This window comes from Uliginosibacterium aquaticum, assembly GCF_012972705.2.
Classification (GTDB): domain Bacteria; phylum Pseudomonadota; class Gammaproteobacteria; order Burkholderiales; family Rhodocyclaceae; genus Uliginosibacterium; species Uliginosibacterium aquaticum.
The window spans coordinates 1-17035 of the sequence record NZ_JABCSC020000004.1 but is presented as its reverse complement, the minus strand read 5'-3'; the positions used below and the strand labels follow the sequence as shown (position 1 = coordinate 17035).

Genomic DNA, 17035 nt, shown 5'->3' with positions numbered 1-17035 from the left:
CCCGCAGGCTGGCTACTTGATACGACGCAGATGGCTGCCCTTGCTGGCGGGCGGAGGCACCGGCGGCTCATCGTCCGGCTCGGGCGCGCTTTCAGCAGTGGCCGGCAGGTGCTCGACTGACTCTTCCTCCGGCGCCTCCACCACACCACCCAACTCCATGCCGGAACCACTGATGGCCCCGGGCTGGAAAGCCATGCCTTGACCGTTTTCACGGGCATAGATGGCCAGCACCTGGGAGATCGGTACGTAAATGGTTTCAACCTTGCCCGAGAAGCGAGCCTGGCAGCTCACCGCCTCAGCATCGATGAGCAGCTTGTTGGTCGCGTAAGGCGCAATGTTGAGCACGATCTGACCGTCGCGCACGTGTTGCAGCGGCACCAGCGTCCGCTCATCCACCAGCACCACGACGTAGGGCGTCAGACTGTTGTCGACGCACCAGTCAAAGATGGCGCGGATCAGGTAGGACTTGGTTGAGGAAGACTGGGATGTACTCATGATGCAGGCCTTGAAAACGATTCGGGCGCAAAACGCGCCCGAATCGGAATAGTGCCGTCAGAGAAGCATGCAGCAAGCGTAGCGAGCTGGAGTGAGTTTGGGGCGAGAAGCACAGCCGTATGTGAATACGGCGAGCATCACAGCCTCAAAATCGCCCCGCGCAGTAGCTTGATGTGTGCTTATCTGCGCATGGCGCGTTCGGAGGGGGTAAGCGCGTCGATGAAGCCCTGACGGGTAAAGATCCGTTCAGCGTACTTCATCAGGGGCGCCGCCGTTTTCGGCAGCTCGATGCCATAGTGCTCAAGGCGCCACAGCAGCGGTGCCACCGCCACATCCAGCATCGAGAACTCGTCACCGAGCATGTACTTCTGCTTGGCGAACAGTGGCACCAGTTGCATCAGCTGATCACGCACATGGCCACGGGCCTTGTCGGCAGCCGCCTTCTGATTCTTCTCCAGCGCCTCGATATGCGAGAAGAGCTCGTTCTCAAGCGTATGCAGGATCTGACGCGCCTTGGCACGCATGATCGGATCCGGCGGCATCAGCTGCGGGTGCGGGAAGCGCTCGTCAATGTACTCATTGATGATGTTCGACTCATACAGGATGAGGTCGCGGTCCACCAGCACCGGCACGCGGTTATAGGGATTGATTGCGGCGATGTCTTCAGGCTTGTTGAAGAGATCAACATCCACCACCTGGAAATCCATGCCCTTTTCGTACAGCACGATCCGGCAACGGTGGCTGAAGGGGTCCGTTGTACCGGAATACAAATTCATCATTGCGGAATTACTCCAGGAATATTCAGTGTCACGAACCACACGACGCGCCTGCTGCGCTTCGCTGTCGCGACCAGCCAACACCATCATTTCGGTTGCACACCTGTTAATGCACGTCTTTCCAGAATGCCTTCTTGAGCATCCAGGAAAGGACGGCCAGAACACCCAGTACGGCGAGCACGGCCCAGCCGAGCTGGCGACGCGTCTCCTGTGCCGGCTCACCCATCCAGGTGAGGAAGGACACGAGATTCGCCACCTCTTCGTCGTACTCCTCCTTCGTCAAGAGGCCGGGCTGAACCAGTTCCAGCCCTTCCAGATGCTTGACCTTGTTGCCATGGCCATCATCTTTCTCGACGAAGCGCGCTTCCTGCACTCCCTGCAGATTCCAAAGGGCGTGCGGCATCCCCACTCCGGGGAAGATCACGTTGTTCCAGCCGGTCGGACGCGAGTCGTCGCGGTAGAACTGACGCAGATAGGTATACAGCCAGTCGGCCCCACTGCCATCACCCGAGGCGCGAGCACGGGCGATCACCGAGAGATCGGGCGGCGCGGCGCCAAACCAGCGCTTGGCGTCGTCACTGCGGATGGCGACCTTCATCTGCTCACCGATCTTGTCGGCGGTGAACATCAGATTATCCTTGATCTGCTGCTCGGTCAGGCCGATCTGGGTCAAACGGTTGTAGCGCAGCGCGCTCGCACCGTGACAGTTCAGGCAGTAGTTGACGAAGGTCTTTGCGCCACTTTGCAGCGAGGCATTGTCGAAGCGCAGCGGCGCACGGTCCAGTTGCACACCACCTGAGGCCTGGGCCAGCGCGGCCGTGAGGGCCAGCGCGGCAATGGCCAGAGTCTTGTTGAACAGGCTCATTTCGAGGTCACCCTTTCCGGTTCAGCTTTGGTCTTGTCGAGGCGTGAGTACCAGGGCATGAAGGCGAAGAACGCCAGGTACAGCCAGGAGCAGATCTGCGAGACGAGGTTGCCGATCGGCGACGGCGGCTGCACGCCGAGATACCCGAGGATCACAAAGCAGACTACCCAGACTGCAAGGATGCTCTTGTAAAGCCCACCCTTGTAGCGGATCGACTTGACCGGGCTCTGGTCCAGCCAGGGCAGCAGGCCGATCACCATCACCGAGCCGCCCATCAGCACAACACCCCATACCTTAGCCTCGATCAGCACGAAAGCACCGAGCGCGCCAAGCGTCACTACCGCCGCGACAGCCTTCACGGGCTTGCACTTCGAGGTCAGGATGGCCAAGCCACCGGTAATCGCCACCAAGGCGCCAAGAGCCCACATGAAATCCGAAGTGGTGGCACGCAGGATCGAGTAGAAGGGCGTGAAATACCACACCGGCGCAATATGCGGCGGCGTCTTGAGCGGATCTGCCGGGAAGAAGTTGTTGTACTCGAGGAAGTAACCACCGCCCTCGGGAGCAAAGAAAATGATGGTCGCAAAGACAATCAGGAACACGCACACCCCGAAGATATCCTTCACCGTGTAGTACGGATGGAAGGGGATGCCATCAAGAGGAATGCCGTTGGCGTCCTTGTGCTTCTTGATCTCGACTCCGTCCGGATTGTTCGAGCCGACTTCATGCAGCGCCACCAGGTGAGCCGCCACCAGCCCCAGCAGAACCAGCGGAATAGCGATCACGTGGAAAGCAAAGAAGCGGTTCAGCGTGGCGTCAGACACCACGAAGTCGCCACGGATGAAGATTGACAAGTCCGGCCCGATCACAGGAATCGCCGCGAACAGGTTCACGATCACCTGCGCGCCCCAGAAGGACATCTGGCCCCAGGGCAGCAGATAGCCGAAGAAGGCCTCAGCCATCAGGCACAGGAAAATCGCGATCCCGAACAGCCAGATCAGCTCGCGCGGCTTGCGGTAGGAGCCGTAGAGCAAACCGCGGAACATATGCAGATACACCACCACGAAGAACATCGAAGCGCCCGTGGAGTGCATGTAGCGGATGATCCAGCCGCCCGGCACGTCGCGCATGATGTACTCGACGCTGGCAAACGCCACCGGAATGCCGGCGCTGTTCAGCGAAGCGTCCGGCTTGTAATGCATGACCAGGAAAATGCCGGTCACGATCTGCAGCACCAGCACCAGCAGCGCCAGAGAGCCGAAGAAGTACCAGAAGTTGAAGTTTTTGGGCGCGTAGTACTCGGACAGATGCGCCTTATAAGTGGAGGTCAGCGGAAAGCGATCATCCACCCAGCCCAGCAGTTGTTGGCCCTTTTCGGCCAGCATCTTGGAATCAATCATCCTCAGGCTCCCTTGGAGTCTTCGCCGATCAGCAGGCGTGTTTCACTCAGATAGGTGTGCGGCGGGATCACCAGATTCGTCGGCGCCGGCATGGCCTTGAACACACGCCCGGCCAGATCAAACTGCGAACCATGGCAGGGGCACAAGAAGCCGCCCTTCCACTCCGCTCCCATACCGCTCTCGGCACCTGCCTTGAGCTTGTCAGAGGGCGAACAGCCCAGGTGGGTACAAATACCGATACAGACAAAATACTCGGGATTGATCGCGCGCTCGATGCCCTTGACATAGGCAGGCTGCTGCGCAGCCTGCGACTCGGGATCAACCAGCTTGTCCGCCCCCTCCTTCAGCACAGCCAACATTTCGGGCGTGCGGCGAAGCACCCACACCGGCTTGCCCTGCCACTCGACGGTCATCTTTTCACCGGGCTGCAGCTTAGAGAGATCGACTTCAACCGGCGCTCCGGCCGCTTTGGCACGCTCGGACGGCGTAAAGCTCGCCACGAAAGGTACGGCCACTCCGGCTGCCGCCACCGCACCGACACCAGCCGTAGCGGCCAGCAGGGTGCGTCGGGACGAATCCAGACTGCACGCACAGAACGATGCTCCGCCAGCGGATGCATCTAGTTTGTGATCGCTCATTGCAAACCCCGAGTGATTGTGATTCAGAAAACTGGGCGATTATAGCCAAGACGGCAGGAGGGATTAAAGCCCGCGCTCCAATCTATTCTTAAAAACACATAATAATCATAAACCTGCAAAGCAAATAAACCCTAATGTCATTCAACCCAAAAGGCGCAAAAAGCTCAATTCGGGCAATCCTTGATCTGCTTTGCGCATGCGCAGCCCGCTCTCTATGCATCTGCGGCATACTTCCGGCATGTGTTTTTGACCTCCCCTGTAACAGGAAAACAAATATGGCCAAGTGCATCATCTCGGACATGGATGGCGTGATCTACCGTGGCAAACAATTGATCCCCGGCGCCAAGGATTTCGTCACCCGCCTGCTTGAGAGCAAGACCCCCTTTCTGTTTCTGACCAACAACGCCGAACAGACTCCGCTGGATCTCAAGCTGAAGCTGGCCAGCCTCGGTATCGACGGACTCACCGAAGCCAATTTCATCACTGCGGCCATGGCCACAGCGATGTTCCTGAAGAACCAGAATCAGAAACAGCACGCCACGGCCTATGTTCTCGGTGGTGGCGGCCTGATCAACGAGCTCTACAACGTTGGTTTCTCGATCTCGGAATCGAATCCGGACTATGTGGTGGTCGCCAAGTCCTCCACGCTCAGTTACGAGCAACTCAAGAAGGCGGTGCGCCTGATCGACCAGGGCGCCAAGTTCATCGGCACCAACCCGGATATGATCGACCCGGTCGAGGGTGGCCTGGAGCCAGCCGCTGGCACCATCCTGGCCGCCATTTCGGCAGCCACGGGCAAGAAACCGTACATCGTCGGCAAGCCCAACTCCTTGATGATGATGCTGGCCGCCCGCAAGCTCGGCGCCCATCCGGAAGACTGCGTGATGGTGGGAGACCGCATGGATACCGACATCGTCGGCGGTATGGAAGCCGGCATGAGCACGGTACTGGTCCTCTCAGGCGTGACCACGCCGACGCTGATGGCTGAGTTCCCGTACAAGCCCGACTACGTTCTCAACAACGTCGGCGAAATCGATCTGGCAGCCCTCTGATCGCCGCGCCCGGCCTGCACTGGCCGGGCCGCCTGCCCCGACAGCCACTCCGTAGCCGCTCAGTCCCGGCCTAAAATTGCTGCGCCGCACACATCGAGCGGCCTAGCCAACCAGCACAACGGACAGCGGCAATCTTCTTGAAGGAACGGGGGCAAAGCATGAGCGACGCGATCGAAAACCGCACCTACGACGAAATCTCCATCGGTGATTCAGCCAGCCTCACACGGTCCATCACCGAGGCAGACATCCAGCTCTTCGCCGCCCTCTCCGGAGACATCAATCCGGCCCACTTGGACCACGAATACGCTCAGGGAAGCATGTTCGGCGGCGTGATCGCGCACGGCATATTCAGCGGCGCCCTGGTCTCCACGGTGTTGGGAGTGCAGCTGCCGGGACCCGGCACCATCTACCTAAGCCAGACGCTGCGCTTTGCCCGACCGGTCAAGCCGGGCGACCGACTCACCGTCACGGTCACCGCGCGCGAAAAATTCGATGACAAAAAACGCGTGGTTTTCGACTGCGTCTGCATCAACCAGGATGGCAAGGCAGTCGTGAAGGGCGAAGCCGAGGTGCTGGCACCAACAGAAAAAGTCCGCCGCCCGGCTATGCCGGTCCCGCCGGTGACGCTCGACGGCGCGCGCTTCAGCCCCACTCCCTGATACGCGTCAGCGCCCGGTTTTAGGGTTCACGCCCTCAAAGGCAGGAGCGGCCGGGCGAGAACTGGCGGGCGGCTGTGTTTTGACTGGTACGGGGGTGCGCATGGCCAAAGCCGCCTGCTCATATTCCTGATTGAAGTCCTGCCCGATGCGCTGAAACTCCGGCAGCGTGTTCTGGATCTGCGAGCGCAGCAACTGCCCGACAGCATCCGCAATCCTGCCCCCTTGCCGGAGCGCTTTCTGCCCGCTCGCGCTGCGATAGAAACCGAGCAGGTCCCGCACTTCTCCCTCGCTGTAATTCTCGAGATAAATCTGGGCGATGGGATCCTTGAACCGGCTCCAGTCCAGCGCGGCGTCCAGCGCTGCATTGGCTCGCTGCGAGAAACGCTCGACAGCGGCACGCTGGGCTTCGTTCAGCTGATCCTCTTTCTTGCCCGCCAAAGCCTTGTCAATCACCTCGATGGCCTGTGCATCCAGTTGCTTGCGCCAGGTCGTCACCGCCCCGTCAGCCCGCAGAACCAGCATCAGTTCATCCACGGCCTTGCGATGGCTTGCAGCATCCGCCCATACGCACACCGGCCAAAACAGCAACAACATCAAGCCACGCTTCATTCGATCATTCCTTTTACCAGCCTCGCCGTTCGACGAAGGCCTGCGCCACCGTCCCCAGGTCGGTATGCTCGAGTTCCCCCCCAACCGGCACGCCACGTGCAATGCGGCTCACCCGCAGCCCCCTCGCACGCAGCATCTCGCCGAGATAATGGGCCGTCGCCTCACCCTCGTTGGTGAAATTGGTGGCCAGGATCACTTCCTGAACCATCCCATCCGTCGCACGTTCGACCAGTTTGTCGAACTTCAGCTCACGCGGACCAATGCCATCCAGCGGCGAGAGTTTGCCCATCAAAACGTAGTACAAGCCCCGATAGGCCAGCGTGGACTCCATCACCATCAAATCCGACGGCATCTCCACCACGCATAGCTGGCTCGCGTCCCGCTGCTGGCTAAGGCAACGTTCGCACACCTCGGCCTCGGTGAAGTTATTGCAGCGCGCGCAATGGCGCACTTCGGCCAAGGCTGCAGCGAGCGTTCCTGCCAGGCGTGCAGCGCCCTCGCGATCGCGTTGCAGCAGATGATAGGCCATGCGCTGGGCCGACTTGGGCCCAACGCCGGGCAAGACCCGCAAAGCTTCGGTAAGGGAGTCCAGAAGAGGCATGGGAGAGAGTGGGGCGCAAGCACGCGCCCCCGCTTGTGTTTCAGAACGGCAGCTTGAAGCCCGGCGGCATGCCCATGCCAGAGGTGAAACCCGCCATTTTTTCGCTGCTGACGGCCTCGGCCTTGGCTGCAGCGTCATTCAGCGCAGTCACGATCAAGTCTTCAAGCATTTCGCGATCATCCATCACAGCTTCATTGATCTGCACCCGCTTGACCTTGTTCTGGCAGTTCATCACCACTTTTACGGCACCGGCACCCGCAGAGCCTTCGACATCGATCTGGCCCAGCGCTTCCTGAGCCTTCTTCATGTTTTCCTGCATCTGCTGGGCCTGTTTCATCAGACCAGCAAGGCCGCCTTTCATCATTCTGCTTCTCCTAAAGGTTTGACGGAGGACTCCACCAGCGTCGCATCGCAACGCTCAATGAGCTCCTGCACAAAGGGATCGGATTCCAGCGCAGCCACGGCATCGGCCTGGCGCGCCTGACGGATTTCTTGCTTGCGCTGAGCCGGCGTCTGGCTGCCCGGTTCAGCAACTTCTATGTTCACACGCAAGGGCCTGCCCTGCGTGGCGGACAGGGCTTCCTGTAATTTGGCCAGGTTTGACGGCATCGCCATCAGATGCCGATGCGCCGGCGCCAAACGTAGACTCAGCACACTCCCCTCCAGACCGAGGAACTCACAGTTCTGCGCCAGCTCACGCACCATGCCACCCACGCCGCTCGCCTGGATCTGGGCCAGCCAGTCGGCGGCCCCCGCCAGCGCCACCGGCGCCGCAACAGCGGCCGGAACAGGCGGCGGAGGCGGAGCGGCAACCTGCGTCGCCGGAGCGGGTTCGTCTTCCCATGGCGGTGGCGGCTCCTGTACAGACTGCGGCGCAGCAGCCACCGGACGGGCAGGTACAACAGGCGTAGCCGCTGCCGCAACGGGGCGCAGAGGAGCCTGAGTAGCCACCGGAGCGGTCAGTGCGCGCGCTGCACTGCCAGGTGTTTCGGGCCGGAACGCGTGCAGGCGCAGCAGGCTCATCGTGAAACCGGTGTACTCATCCGGCGCCAGAGCCAGTTCTTCCCGGCCATGGATCGTGATCTGGTAAGCCAGCTGCAAAAATTCGGCATCAAAGGCCGCTGCATAGGGCGCCAGACGCTCACGCTCGAAGTTATCCGCAATCGCCTGTGGGGCAAATTGAACCAGAGCGACGCGATGCAACAGGGTCGCGAACTCCTGCAAGGCCGATTCAAAACTCAGGCTGCGCGCCTCCATGGCATCTGCCACAGCGATCAAGGCCCCGATATCCTGCGCCTGCAAGGCGTCGAGCAATTCGAAGAGATGGTCTTCGCCGACCGTGCCGAGCATGTCGCGCACCCCCTCCTCTTCAACCTTGCCCGCACCATGCGCGATGGCCTGATCAAGCAGCGATAGCGCGTCACGCATCGAACCATTAGCGCCCTTGGCGATATGGCGCAACGCCCCAGACTCGAAAGGCACAGCCTCCTGCCCAAGGATGTTCGACAGATGCTCGACGATGTGCGTCTGCGGCATCTGCTTGAGATTGAACTGCAAACAACGTGACAGGACCGTGACCGGAATTTTCTGCGGATCCGTCGTCGCAAGAATGAACTTCATATGCGCCGGCGGCTCTTCCAGCGTTTTCAGCATGGCGTTGAAGGCATGCCCGGTCAGCATATGCACTTCATCGATCATGTAGACCTTGTAGCGACCGCGCGAGGGGGCATACGCCGCCTTTTCCAGCAAGGCCGCCATGTCATCCACCCCTCGGTTGGAGGCGGCATCCATCTCGACGTAATCAACGAAGCGCCCACTGTCGATTTCGGTGCAGGCGGCACACACGCCACAAGGGGTGGCCGTCACGCCCTGCTCGCAGTTAAGGCTCTTGGCCAGAATGCGCGAAATGGTGGTTTTGCCGACCCCACGTGTTCCGGTAAAGAGATAGGCGTGATGCAGGCGCCCCGTGGTGAGCGCGTGTGTCAGGGCGCGCACCACATGCTCCTGCCCGACAAGGGTCTCGAAACTCCGGGGGCGCCACTTACGGGCAAGGACCTGATAACTCATGGGCGCGATTGTAGCCCGGATGCCCTCGCCGCTTCGCACCGATTTGTCCGCCCCAAGCCTTTGCATTAATGACGCAAAGCGCTCGTAACAGTCAAACCACAGGAAGAGCCCCCCCAGTTGCAGCGCTCCGCACAGGGGGAAGTTCATTTTGACTATTACCCTCTTTCGATTAATAAATTGGATTGAATAACAGCAATTCAATATCTTTAGGCAATCAAAAGGAGCCTGCCATGTCCCAACACAAACAGTTCGCCAACCACCTGCTGGATCTCTGCATCAACTTGTTTGCAGGTCAGGCGGAGCACTATCAGCACTTAGTCCGCCTTTGAAGCCATATCTGGAGCACATGGGTGCTGAAGCGATACCACAGCCATGCTCTGCCCCTATCAGTTGCTTGCACAGATTCAATTGGCGGGCCCACACCACATAAATCAAGCTGAAATCAGCTGCACACCAGGAGTACATCATGCGCAACACATTACCAGCCAAGTTTGCACACTGCCTGCGCGAAGGCCTCGGTCTGGCCATCTTTGCCTTTGGCGCAGCGCTTCTCATCATCTGATCGCAGACGCGGCATACGCCTTCAAAGGCAGGTCGTCAGCACCTCATGTGAGCAACAACCAAATTGATACCCAAGCCCGGTACAGAGAGAGTAACCACCCCTTGTTCCAATTGATAGCAACGGTTTTACTGGCTATCTGCGCCATGTTGCTGCTTAACGCATGGCTCGGGGAAGCCACAACACCAGCCCCGGCAAGTCATTGGCATGAGCGACGTAATACCGTACAGCCCGCCACAACGCCAGCGCCGCCCCCAGTCGTGCAAAGAGAGGCCTGACGCTTCTCTGCTCCGGCCTGCAAAAGCAAACGGGCTGTGTCGCAAGACACAGCCCGTTCATATATTCGAGGCGGCGAGCCTGACCCCCGGCACTTGCAGGGAATGGTTATGGCTGCTTCCTTCCGGACCTGACCAGGTTCCCACGCTGCAATGCGGGGAGACCCGCCGCGCGGCATTGTACCCCAGTTTTTCCATGTGCCCGCGTTGCCTCCAAGGGACCTGCCGCTCACAGCGCAGCAGAGACTGCTGCTTCACCCTGAACACAAGCTCGTGCCCCCACAAGACGCTGCCCGCCCGGCCACTCAAGTTGCTAGGCGCTGCGCCGATAACCGGGAACACGTCGGCGGCTGACAATCTGTGCATCGCGCCTTAATGCATCAGCGCCCTCCTATATCCAGCGCTACGTGCAGCCTTGCAACGACCGTCACCGCAACAAGAGAGTAGGGGCCACACATGATCAAGCTACTGCAGCGCATGATGGCAATCGGCCTGCTGACATGCAGCCTGAGCGCTACGGCTACTGATCTGACCGTCATCTACAACAAGAACGAGCCGAAGAACTTCATCTCTTTGCTCGAAGCTGCGCTTGAACGCACCAAAAGCGAGGGCGGCTTCAGCATCAAAGCCAGTGACACGACCTTCGGCACCGCCCGGGCAATTGACGAAATCGCCGACAACACAGGCAAGCTGCACATTCTGACCCGCGGCTCCAATATTGATGAGGAGAAGAAGCTTCTTCCGGTCAGGGTGCCGCTGGACAAGGGCTTGCTCGGCTATCGCATCATGCTGGTGCGCAAGCCGGACCTGCCGAAATTCGCTGCAATCCAGAGCGTAGATGAACTCAAGCGACTAAGCGTCGGCCAAGGCTCCCGCTGGCCGGACACAAAAATCCTGGAGGCCGCGGGCTTCAAGGTGACCAAAGCCTATTACTCGGCCGGGCTGCTGCGCATGCTCACCGAAGAGCGCTTTGACATGTTTGCCCGCGCCACCTGGGAAGCGCCGGGAGGGCTTGCTGACGCCACCAAGCAAGGCATCACCGATCTGGCGATCGAGCCCACTCTGGCCGTCTATTACCCAATGCCACGCATCTTCATGGTGAGCCGCAAAGGAGAGGGCCCGACACTCGCCGCGCGGCTCGAGCGCGGCCTGCGCGCCATGATCAAGGATGGCAGCTTCGACCGGATCTTCACCGAATCCTTCGGCCCCGCCTTGGAGGCAGCCCGCCTGCACGAGCGCAAGATTTTCCGGGTAGACAACAAGTTTCTCTCACCGGACACCCCATTTGAGGACAAGTCCCTGTGGCTGGACGTGAGCGTGCCCTACTCCGCCGGCGCCAAGAAACCCTGACCTTCCAGAAGGGAGCTCACCATGCCCAGTTTCGACCTGAACAGTGTCAGCAGCCGCCTGGTCCTGCTGTTCCTTGTCATCATCACCACGCTGCTCGCTATCTCCGGTGGCATCAGCTATATCTCGACCAAACACAGTCTAGAGGCCGCACTCGAAGAGGATGCCAGCGATGCCATCGAGCGCATCCAGACCAACCTCTCGATGCCGCTATGGAATTTCGACAAACCTGTCATGGTCGCGACCCTCAAGGCCGAGCTGGGCGCCGAATTTCTGCAGTCGGTTAGCCTCAATACACCGAAAAACTGGAGCCTGCTCATCGGGCGCGACAAGGATGGCAAGCCGGACGAGCTCACAGAGCTTGTCGACAAACCGGAGTTGATGAGTAAGGAAGCGGAAGTCACCTATACCGAAGGCGACAAGACCCAGAGCATCGGCAAGTTTTCTCTGCGCTATTCACGTGCCGGTGTTGATCAGGCATTGCGCGACGAACTCTTTGGCGTCTTGTTGCAAATCGTGCTGCTCGATATCGCCTTGTTGATGGCCCTGACCGTAGCCTTGCGCACCACGGTAATTGGTCCGCTGCAAAGAATTCGTGACGCCTTGCGCAGCATCGCCGAGGGTGAGGCCGACCTCACCCGCCGCCTCGACGCCAGCGGCAATAAGGAGTTCGCTGAAGTGGCACACTGGTTCAATACCTTCGTTGCGCGCATTCAGACCGTGATCAGGGATGTGGCAGGTAGCGTGGGCGAACAAGGTTCGGCCGCACGCGAGCTGACCGCAGCAGCACAAAAAGTCAGTGCCGCCTCGGGCCATCAGTCCGAAGCGGTTCAGTCCACCGCAGCCGCTATTGAGGAAATGTCGGTTAGCGTAAGCCATATCGCAGAGAACACGCACAACGTTGAATCCGAAACCCGCAGCGCCGCCAGTACGGCCAGCAGCGGCGCGCACACTGCGCGCCAGGCCGCTGGAGAGATCCGCCAGATCGCCCAGGCCATCACTCAGGTTAGCGAAACCATGAGCGCGCTAGCCCGTCGCTCCGATGAAATCGGCAGCATCGTCAATGTCATCAAGGAGATTGCCGATCAGACCAACCTCCTTGCGCTGAACGCCGCCATTGAAGCGGCCCGCGCCGGCGAGCAAGGGCGCGGTTTCGCAGTGGTAGCCGATGAGGTGCGCAAGCTGGCGGAGCGCACGACTGTCGCTACCCAGGAAATCAATGCCAAGATCGAAGCCGTGCAGCGCGACACTTCGGACGCAGTGGTCGGCATCAACGATGCCAACCGCAAGGTCGAAGCAGGCGTACGTAGTGCCAGTGATGTAGCCGAAGCCCTGCAGCGCATTGAAGAGCAGTCCACGGAAACCGTTGGCCATATCTCGACAATCTCCACCTCGGTGCAAGAGCAAAGCAGTGCCAGCCAGGACATTGCCCGTCACATCGAACGCATCGCGCATTCCAGCGAAGAAAATCAGGAGGTGGCGGAAACCGCCAATCGGCTTGCGGCCCGTCTGTCAGATATCGCCGGCCGGCTGGATGCCACGGTTCGCCGCTTTACCGTTTGAGCCCCTTGCCGAAGACATGCCTTCGGCAAGGAAAAACGCTGTCGTAACAATTAATTGCGTGCAATCTGCGTTTTCTTGCTGTAGAGTGCGCAGCCTTCCACTGCATCGTTTGTGCAGTGCGAAATCGTTTCATCGTCCCTGACCCCCTCTTCACGCATTTCCGCATTCTTCGGAAATATTGCGCGTTTGTTGTACTGGTTGGCGCCGATGTGTTCGCGCAGCTTGATCTGCGCCTGTTTGCGCCCAACCCCGTGCTGCTCTGGCAGCCACGGCTCTTCGCGCTTTTTCCGATAGGCAAGAAATGTCATTTGATTCCCTGGGTCTGAACCCCATTCTCGTTTCCGCTGTGTCCCGCGCGGGCTACACCACGCCCACGTCCGTTCAGGCCGCCGCCATTCCGGCCGCACTTAGCGGAAGCGATCTGATGGTCTCCGCCGCCACCGGCAGCGGCAAAACCGCTGCCTTCATGCTTCCCGCCCTGCAGCGCTTGGCCGAACCGGCTGCCGTGCGCAGCATCGGGCCGCGCGCAGTCATCCTCTGCCCGACGCGTGAGCTTGCTCAGCAAGTGGCCAAGGCTGCTGTCACCTACAGCCGCACCATGAAACGGATCGCCGTCGTAACGGTTGTTGGCGGTATGCCCTACCCGGCCCAACTGAAGCTGCTGCGCCAGCCGGTGGACGTTCTCGTGGCTACCCCGGGGCGCCTGCTTGATTACATCAGCAGCGGTCGCATCGATTTTTCACGAACCGAAATGCTGGTTCTCGACGAAGCCGACCGAATGCTCGACATGGGCTTCATGGAAGATATCGAGAAAATCATTGCGGCACTGCCCGAGAACCGTCAGACCCTGATGTTCTCCGCCACTTTTGGCGGCGAAGTCGGTCGTCTCGCCCAGTCCATGCTCCGCGCTCCGCAACGCATCGAGCTCGCCAACCAGACCGATCGCCATGCCGATATCGAACAGCGCGTGCATTGGGCCGATGACACCGCCCACAAGAATCGTCTGCTCGATCATTTGCTCAAGGGCCATGACGTTACTCAGGCCATCGTTTTTGCCGCAACCAAGCGCGACGCCGAATGGCTCTCCGAAACGCTGGCCGACAAGGGCTTCGCCGCCGCATCCCTGCATGGCGATATGCCGCAGGCCAAGCGCAATCGCACCCTCACCGGGTTGCGCCGTGGCGACATCAAGATCCTCGTGGCAACCGACGTAGCAGCCCGCGGCATCGACGTCCCCAACATCAGCCATGTGATCAACTACGGCATGCCGATGAAGCCGGAAGATTATGTGCACCGCATCGGCCGTACCGGTCGTGCCGGCCGTGCGGGCTTGGCCATTACCCTGGCTATTCCAGCCGAGCGCTTCAAAATCCGCGCCATCGAACGCTTTACCACCCAGCTGATCCCAGCAAGCGTCATCGAGGGGCTGGAACCGCGCTTCAAGCCCGAACAACGTAGCAGCAATCGCCCGCATGGCGATCGCCCCCAACGCAACGGTAGTGATCGTCCGCGCAGCTTCGGGGATCGCAATCGCTCCAAGGATGCACCACGCAGCCGTGAAGAAGGCTCCAGCCCTGCGCGTAACTTCATCGACCCGGGTCGCTTTGAAGAGAGTGCTCGTCGCTTCAGCGAGCGCCCGGCAGCGGCCACTGCACCAGCAGTAAACCGTAAACCGGCTGGAGCAACGGCCGGAGCAAAGAACCGTCCGCTATTCAATGGCGAACGTCACTTCGATGCTCGCCCTCGCAGCGAAAGTGGAAACTTCACTGATCGCCCTGCACGTGGCGAATCACGCACAAGCACGCCTGCTCGCAGCAGACCGCGCTAAGTAAAGCATCAGGGCATTGACTCTTCACTAAGGTGAAGAATCAATGCCCCGATCTGGCTTTAGGAAAATGCGGGGCAGACAACACCCTGCTGTTATCGGCGCTCTCTCTTTCTCAGGCCGGCTTGAGGGTCACTTCACAGCCCAGCTTGGCTATGATCTTCTGCAGTCCGCGCATCGTAGCGCCATTGATCACCAATGGAGCCATCAGGTTCGCTTTGACGTGAGCATCGCCGGCACGACGCATCTGCTCCGGCTCTCCCTTTCGCAGGATAACCAGTACAGCCACATCCTCTGCACGCGTCGCGCCAAGCAAGTTCTGCTCTTCTTCACTCAGCTCAAACTCATAGTGAAGGCCAAGCAAGTCCGGGGTTGTCACTGCAAACGCAATTGCCGGATCATCCACCCCTTGCAACACGGCAAAAGCCTCGCTGCTCTGCTCTACTTCAATGAATGTGTAGCGCTTGCAGGCCTCGAAGCCAGGCAGGCCGAGTGGAAACTCGACCACCTTGTTGCTGGCGACCTCCAGGCTACCGAACTGCGGACTATCGATCTTCATGAGCCCCTCCTGACAAGAACTGCGATGACTGGCTCAATCCGGACTTGGCGGACAAAGTCAGCAAAAAAGCTTGAGCCTGCAAGACAGGCATCCCATCTTGCATACTCTAGTCGCCCTGTTCTACCCCAAAGCCCTGAAAAGAAATTGAAAATCAGCCCATCAAGGCCGTTTTGTACTGGTCGGCAGCAACATACCGCCACCTATGCCCAGCTTTTTCAAGCGATCCTGAGCCTTCACCGCCTCTTCCTTGCTTGAAAACGGCCCCACTTGCACCCGGGTCTCGAGCTGAGTAGGAATGCCTGCCTGTCGGAGTTTGTTGCGTAACTCTTCGGCATTCCCTGGATTACTGAACACCCCAACCTGCAAGATGAAGGGGCCAGCATCCCGCGCTTCGCTCAGTGCAGGGCTGGCTGCGGATGACGCGCGTACGGGCTCTGTACGGCCAGCACTGGTCGCAAGCGTTGGCGCTTGGGGATGTGAATCCCGCCCTGCGCGTAAGGGCGAATGCACTGGAGTCGCGGGAGTTGCCAAAGGCTTGGTCGGCACATCTGAGCTTCCCTCTGGCACTACAGGGGTCTGGGAGGGGGCGGAGCTTGCCGCCGGAGCAGACATGCTTGCAAGAGTGGCCTGCGCAGCGTCAGGGGCCTCCCTTATCGCCCGCTTAAGCTCTTCCGGCATACTTTCCGGCACAGCAGCCGGAGTGGTCGGCGCAGCAGAGACAGAAACACCAATCCGCGGCGCATTGAGTGCCGCGGCAACAGGGGCTGCCTCGCTGACCTCAGGTCGGTCTGACTTGCCTTCGAAGATCATCAAGCCAGCCAGCAAAGCAACAATCAGCGCAACCACCAGCACAGCACGGGAAACCAGTTTGTTGCGTCCTCGCGTCGCCACGCCGTCATTGTCGAATTGCTCATGCTCTGTCATTGCCTTGCTCCCCCTTGGCATCCGAACTCAATGAGCGCACCAGTTGCGCTTCAGCGATTGAAATCCCGCAGCGCTCAGCTATGGCATCAACATCATAGCCGCGTTGCGCAAGGGCTACGGCTTCGCTGTACATAGGGGAAACCTGACAGGCTGCGCGCAGCGCATGCAACTCATCCTGCAAGGTTTTAACCTGAGCTTGCAACTGGTCATGAGTCAGGCGTAACTCATCCACTAGGTGACGAGTCTGGCGCATCTCGAGCAAGGCATCAAAACCAAATTCAGTCGCATCAGGCTCTCCGAGGCGATTCAAACGTGGTTCGGTGCGTGCGCTACTGACATCCGTCTCACGAGTGTTCGCAGGGCGCGAACCATCGAAATGAACGCTGGAAAATGAACGCTCCGGATCCCCGCCGAGGATCTGGGAGTGAATCGTTTCCGGAGGGGTCGCCTCCTCTGAAAACGCAGGGGCTGAAGTACGTGGCTTACGCAATCGCAATAGTCGGACGCACAGCCACATGAGATAGGCCGCCAAGCCCCCTACCAACCAGAGAACGATTTCGCGAAACGTCAAATGCAGCCTCCGTTCAGCCGATAAACGAGCTGTTTGATAAAGTCCAGAGAAGATTCAAGTCGCGGTGCGCTGCAGACTGCGCCTGATGATACTGAGAATGCGAGCGTGTTGCCAAAGAGTTGGCATAGCCTTTTGTTTTCCCCCAAAGCAAAGCCCCCCTGCCTCGTGAGAGACAGGGGGGCTTTGGGTATGGGGTAGTCTGACGATGACCTACTTTCGCATGGGCGGACCACACTATCATCGGCGCGGT

The 17035-nt window shown here is 59.6% G+C and carries 18 protein-coding genes and 1 other RNA gene; 5 read left to right on the top strand and 14 right to left on the bottom strand.

The genetic code is table 11. The features are described 5' to 3' along the window. Positions 1–12: 12 nt before the first annotated feature. The 5 genes from HJ583_RS15285 to petA form a co-directional block, all read right to left on the bottom strand. Positions 13–495 carry a ClpXP protease specificity-enhancing factor gene (locus HJ583_RS15285; RefSeq protein WP_170022739.1) on the bottom strand — a complete coding sequence of 161 codons (483 nt, stop codon included), beginning with the start codon at positions 493–495 and terminating at the stop codon, positions 13–15. Between the two features lie 179 nt (positions 496–674). Continuing rightward, on the bottom strand, positions 675–1274 hold the full coding sequence (locus HJ583_RS15280; RefSeq protein WP_101944375.1) for a glutathione S-transferase N-terminal domain-containing protein: 600 nt from the start codon (positions 1272–1274) through the stop codon (positions 675–677). A 103-nt stretch (positions 1275–1377) separates the two neighbouring features. Then, positions 1378–2136, bottom strand: a complete 759-nt coding sequence (locus HJ583_RS15275) for a cytochrome c1 (protein WP_101944311.1) — start codon at positions 2134–2136, stop codon at positions 1378–1380. Continuing rightward, positions 2133–3536, bottom strand: coding sequence for a cytochrome b (locus tag HJ583_RS15270; RefSeq protein WP_235943884.1), 1404 nt, complete (start codon positions 3534–3536; stop codon positions 2133–2135). Before HJ583_RS15270 ends, HJ583_RS15275 begins: the two co-directional genes overlap by 4 nt. Before the next feature lie 2 nt (positions 3537–3538). Continuing rightward, positions 3539–4174, bottom strand: coding sequence for a ubiquinol-cytochrome c reductase iron-sulfur subunit (gene petA / locus HJ583_RS15265; RefSeq protein WP_170022738.1), 636 nt, complete (start codon positions 4172–4174; stop codon positions 3539–3541). A 275-nt stretch (positions 4175–4449) separates the two neighbouring features. Here petA and HJ583_RS15260 point away from each other — a divergent pair, with 275 nt between their 5' ends. After that, positions 4450–5226, top strand: a complete 777-nt coding sequence (locus tag HJ583_RS15260; RefSeq protein WP_101944309.1) for an HAD-IIA family hydrolase — start codon at positions 4450–4452, stop codon at positions 5224–5226. A gap of 158 nt (positions 5227–5384) precedes the next feature. Beyond that, positions 5385–5885, top strand: coding sequence for a MaoC/PaaZ C-terminal domain-containing protein (locus HJ583_RS15255; RefSeq protein ID WP_170022737.1), 501 nt, complete (start codon positions 5385–5387; stop codon positions 5883–5885). Between the two features lie 6 nt (positions 5886–5891). Here HJ583_RS15255 and HJ583_RS15250 read toward each other — a convergent pair whose 3' ends face one another. From HJ583_RS15250 to ffs, 5 genes are all read right to left on the bottom strand, one after another. Next, a complete protein-coding gene (locus HJ583_RS15250; protein WP_170022736.1) occupies positions 5892–6494 on the bottom strand; it encodes a DUF2059 domain-containing protein in 603 nt (200 codons plus the stop codon). A 13-nt stretch (positions 6495–6507) separates the two neighbouring features. Next, a complete protein-coding gene (recR, locus tag HJ583_RS15245) occupies positions 6508–7095 on the bottom strand; it encodes a recombination mediator RecR (RefSeq protein ID WP_170022735.1) in 588 nt (195 codons plus the stop codon). Positions 7096–7135: 40 nt separating this feature from the next. Next, entirely contained in the window at positions 7136–7459 is a 324-nt protein-coding gene (locus HJ583_RS15240; RefSeq protein ID WP_101944305.1) for a YbaB/EbfC family nucleoid-associated protein, read from the bottom strand. Then, positions 7456–9162, bottom strand: coding sequence for a DNA polymerase III subunit gamma/tau (dnaX, locus tag HJ583_RS15235; protein ID WP_170022734.1), 1707 nt, complete (start codon positions 9160–9162; stop codon positions 7456–7458). The genes HJ583_RS15240 and dnaX overlap by 4 nt, the downstream gene beginning before the upstream one ends. Positions 9163–10068: 906 nt before the next feature. Continuing rightward, positions 10069–10166, bottom strand: an RNA gene (gene ffs / locus HJ583_RS15230) — signal recognition particle sRNA small type. Between the two features lie 286 nt (positions 10167–10452). Between ffs and HJ583_RS15225 the strand changes: the two genes are divergently transcribed. Both HJ583_RS15225 and HJ583_RS15220 read left to right on the top strand, forming a co-directional pair. Then, positions 10453–11346, top strand: a complete 894-nt coding sequence (locus tag HJ583_RS15225; RefSeq protein ID WP_170022733.1) for an ABC transporter substrate-binding protein — start codon at positions 10453–10455, stop codon at positions 11344–11346. A 21-nt stretch (positions 11347–11367) separates the two neighbouring features. After that, entirely contained in the window at positions 11368–12906 is a 1539-nt protein-coding gene (locus HJ583_RS15220) for a methyl-accepting chemotaxis protein (protein WP_170022732.1), read from the top strand. Positions 12907–12956: 50 nt separating this feature from the next. Here the strand turns inward: HJ583_RS15220 and HJ583_RS15215 are convergent, their stop codons facing one another. Then, a complete protein-coding gene (locus HJ583_RS15215) occupies positions 12957–13214 on the bottom strand; it encodes a hypothetical protein (RefSeq protein ID WP_170022731.1) in 258 nt (85 codons plus the stop codon). Here HJ583_RS15215 and HJ583_RS15210 point away from each other — a divergent pair. Next, a complete protein-coding gene (locus HJ583_RS15210; RefSeq protein ID WP_170022730.1) occupies positions 13208–14734 on the top strand; it encodes a DEAD/DEAH box helicase in 1527 nt (508 codons plus the stop codon). The genes HJ583_RS15215 and HJ583_RS15210 overlap by 7 nt on opposite strands. Positions 14735–14846: 112 nt before the next feature. Here HJ583_RS15210 and fliW read toward each other — a convergent pair whose 3' ends face one another. The 3 genes from fliW to HJ583_RS15195 all read right to left on the bottom strand — a co-directional run bounded on the left by fliW (position 14847) and on the right by HJ583_RS15195 (position 16785). Beyond that, positions 14847–15290, bottom strand: a complete 444-nt coding sequence (gene fliW / locus HJ583_RS15205; protein ID WP_101944300.1) for a flagellar assembly protein FliW — start codon at positions 15288–15290, stop codon at positions 14847–14849. Between the two features lie 159 nt (positions 15291–15449). Next, entirely contained in the window at positions 15450–16214 is a 765-nt protein-coding gene (locus HJ583_RS15200; RefSeq protein WP_170022729.1) for an SPOR domain-containing protein, read from the bottom strand. Continuing rightward, the gene (locus HJ583_RS15195; RefSeq protein ID WP_235943883.1) at positions 16201–16785 is read right to left on the bottom strand and encodes a DUF2802 domain-containing protein; all 585 of its coding nucleotides are present in this window, start codon (positions 16783–16785) and stop codon (positions 16201–16203) included. Before HJ583_RS15195 ends, HJ583_RS15200 begins: the two co-directional genes overlap by 14 nt. Positions 16786–17035: the final 250 nt, after the last annotated feature.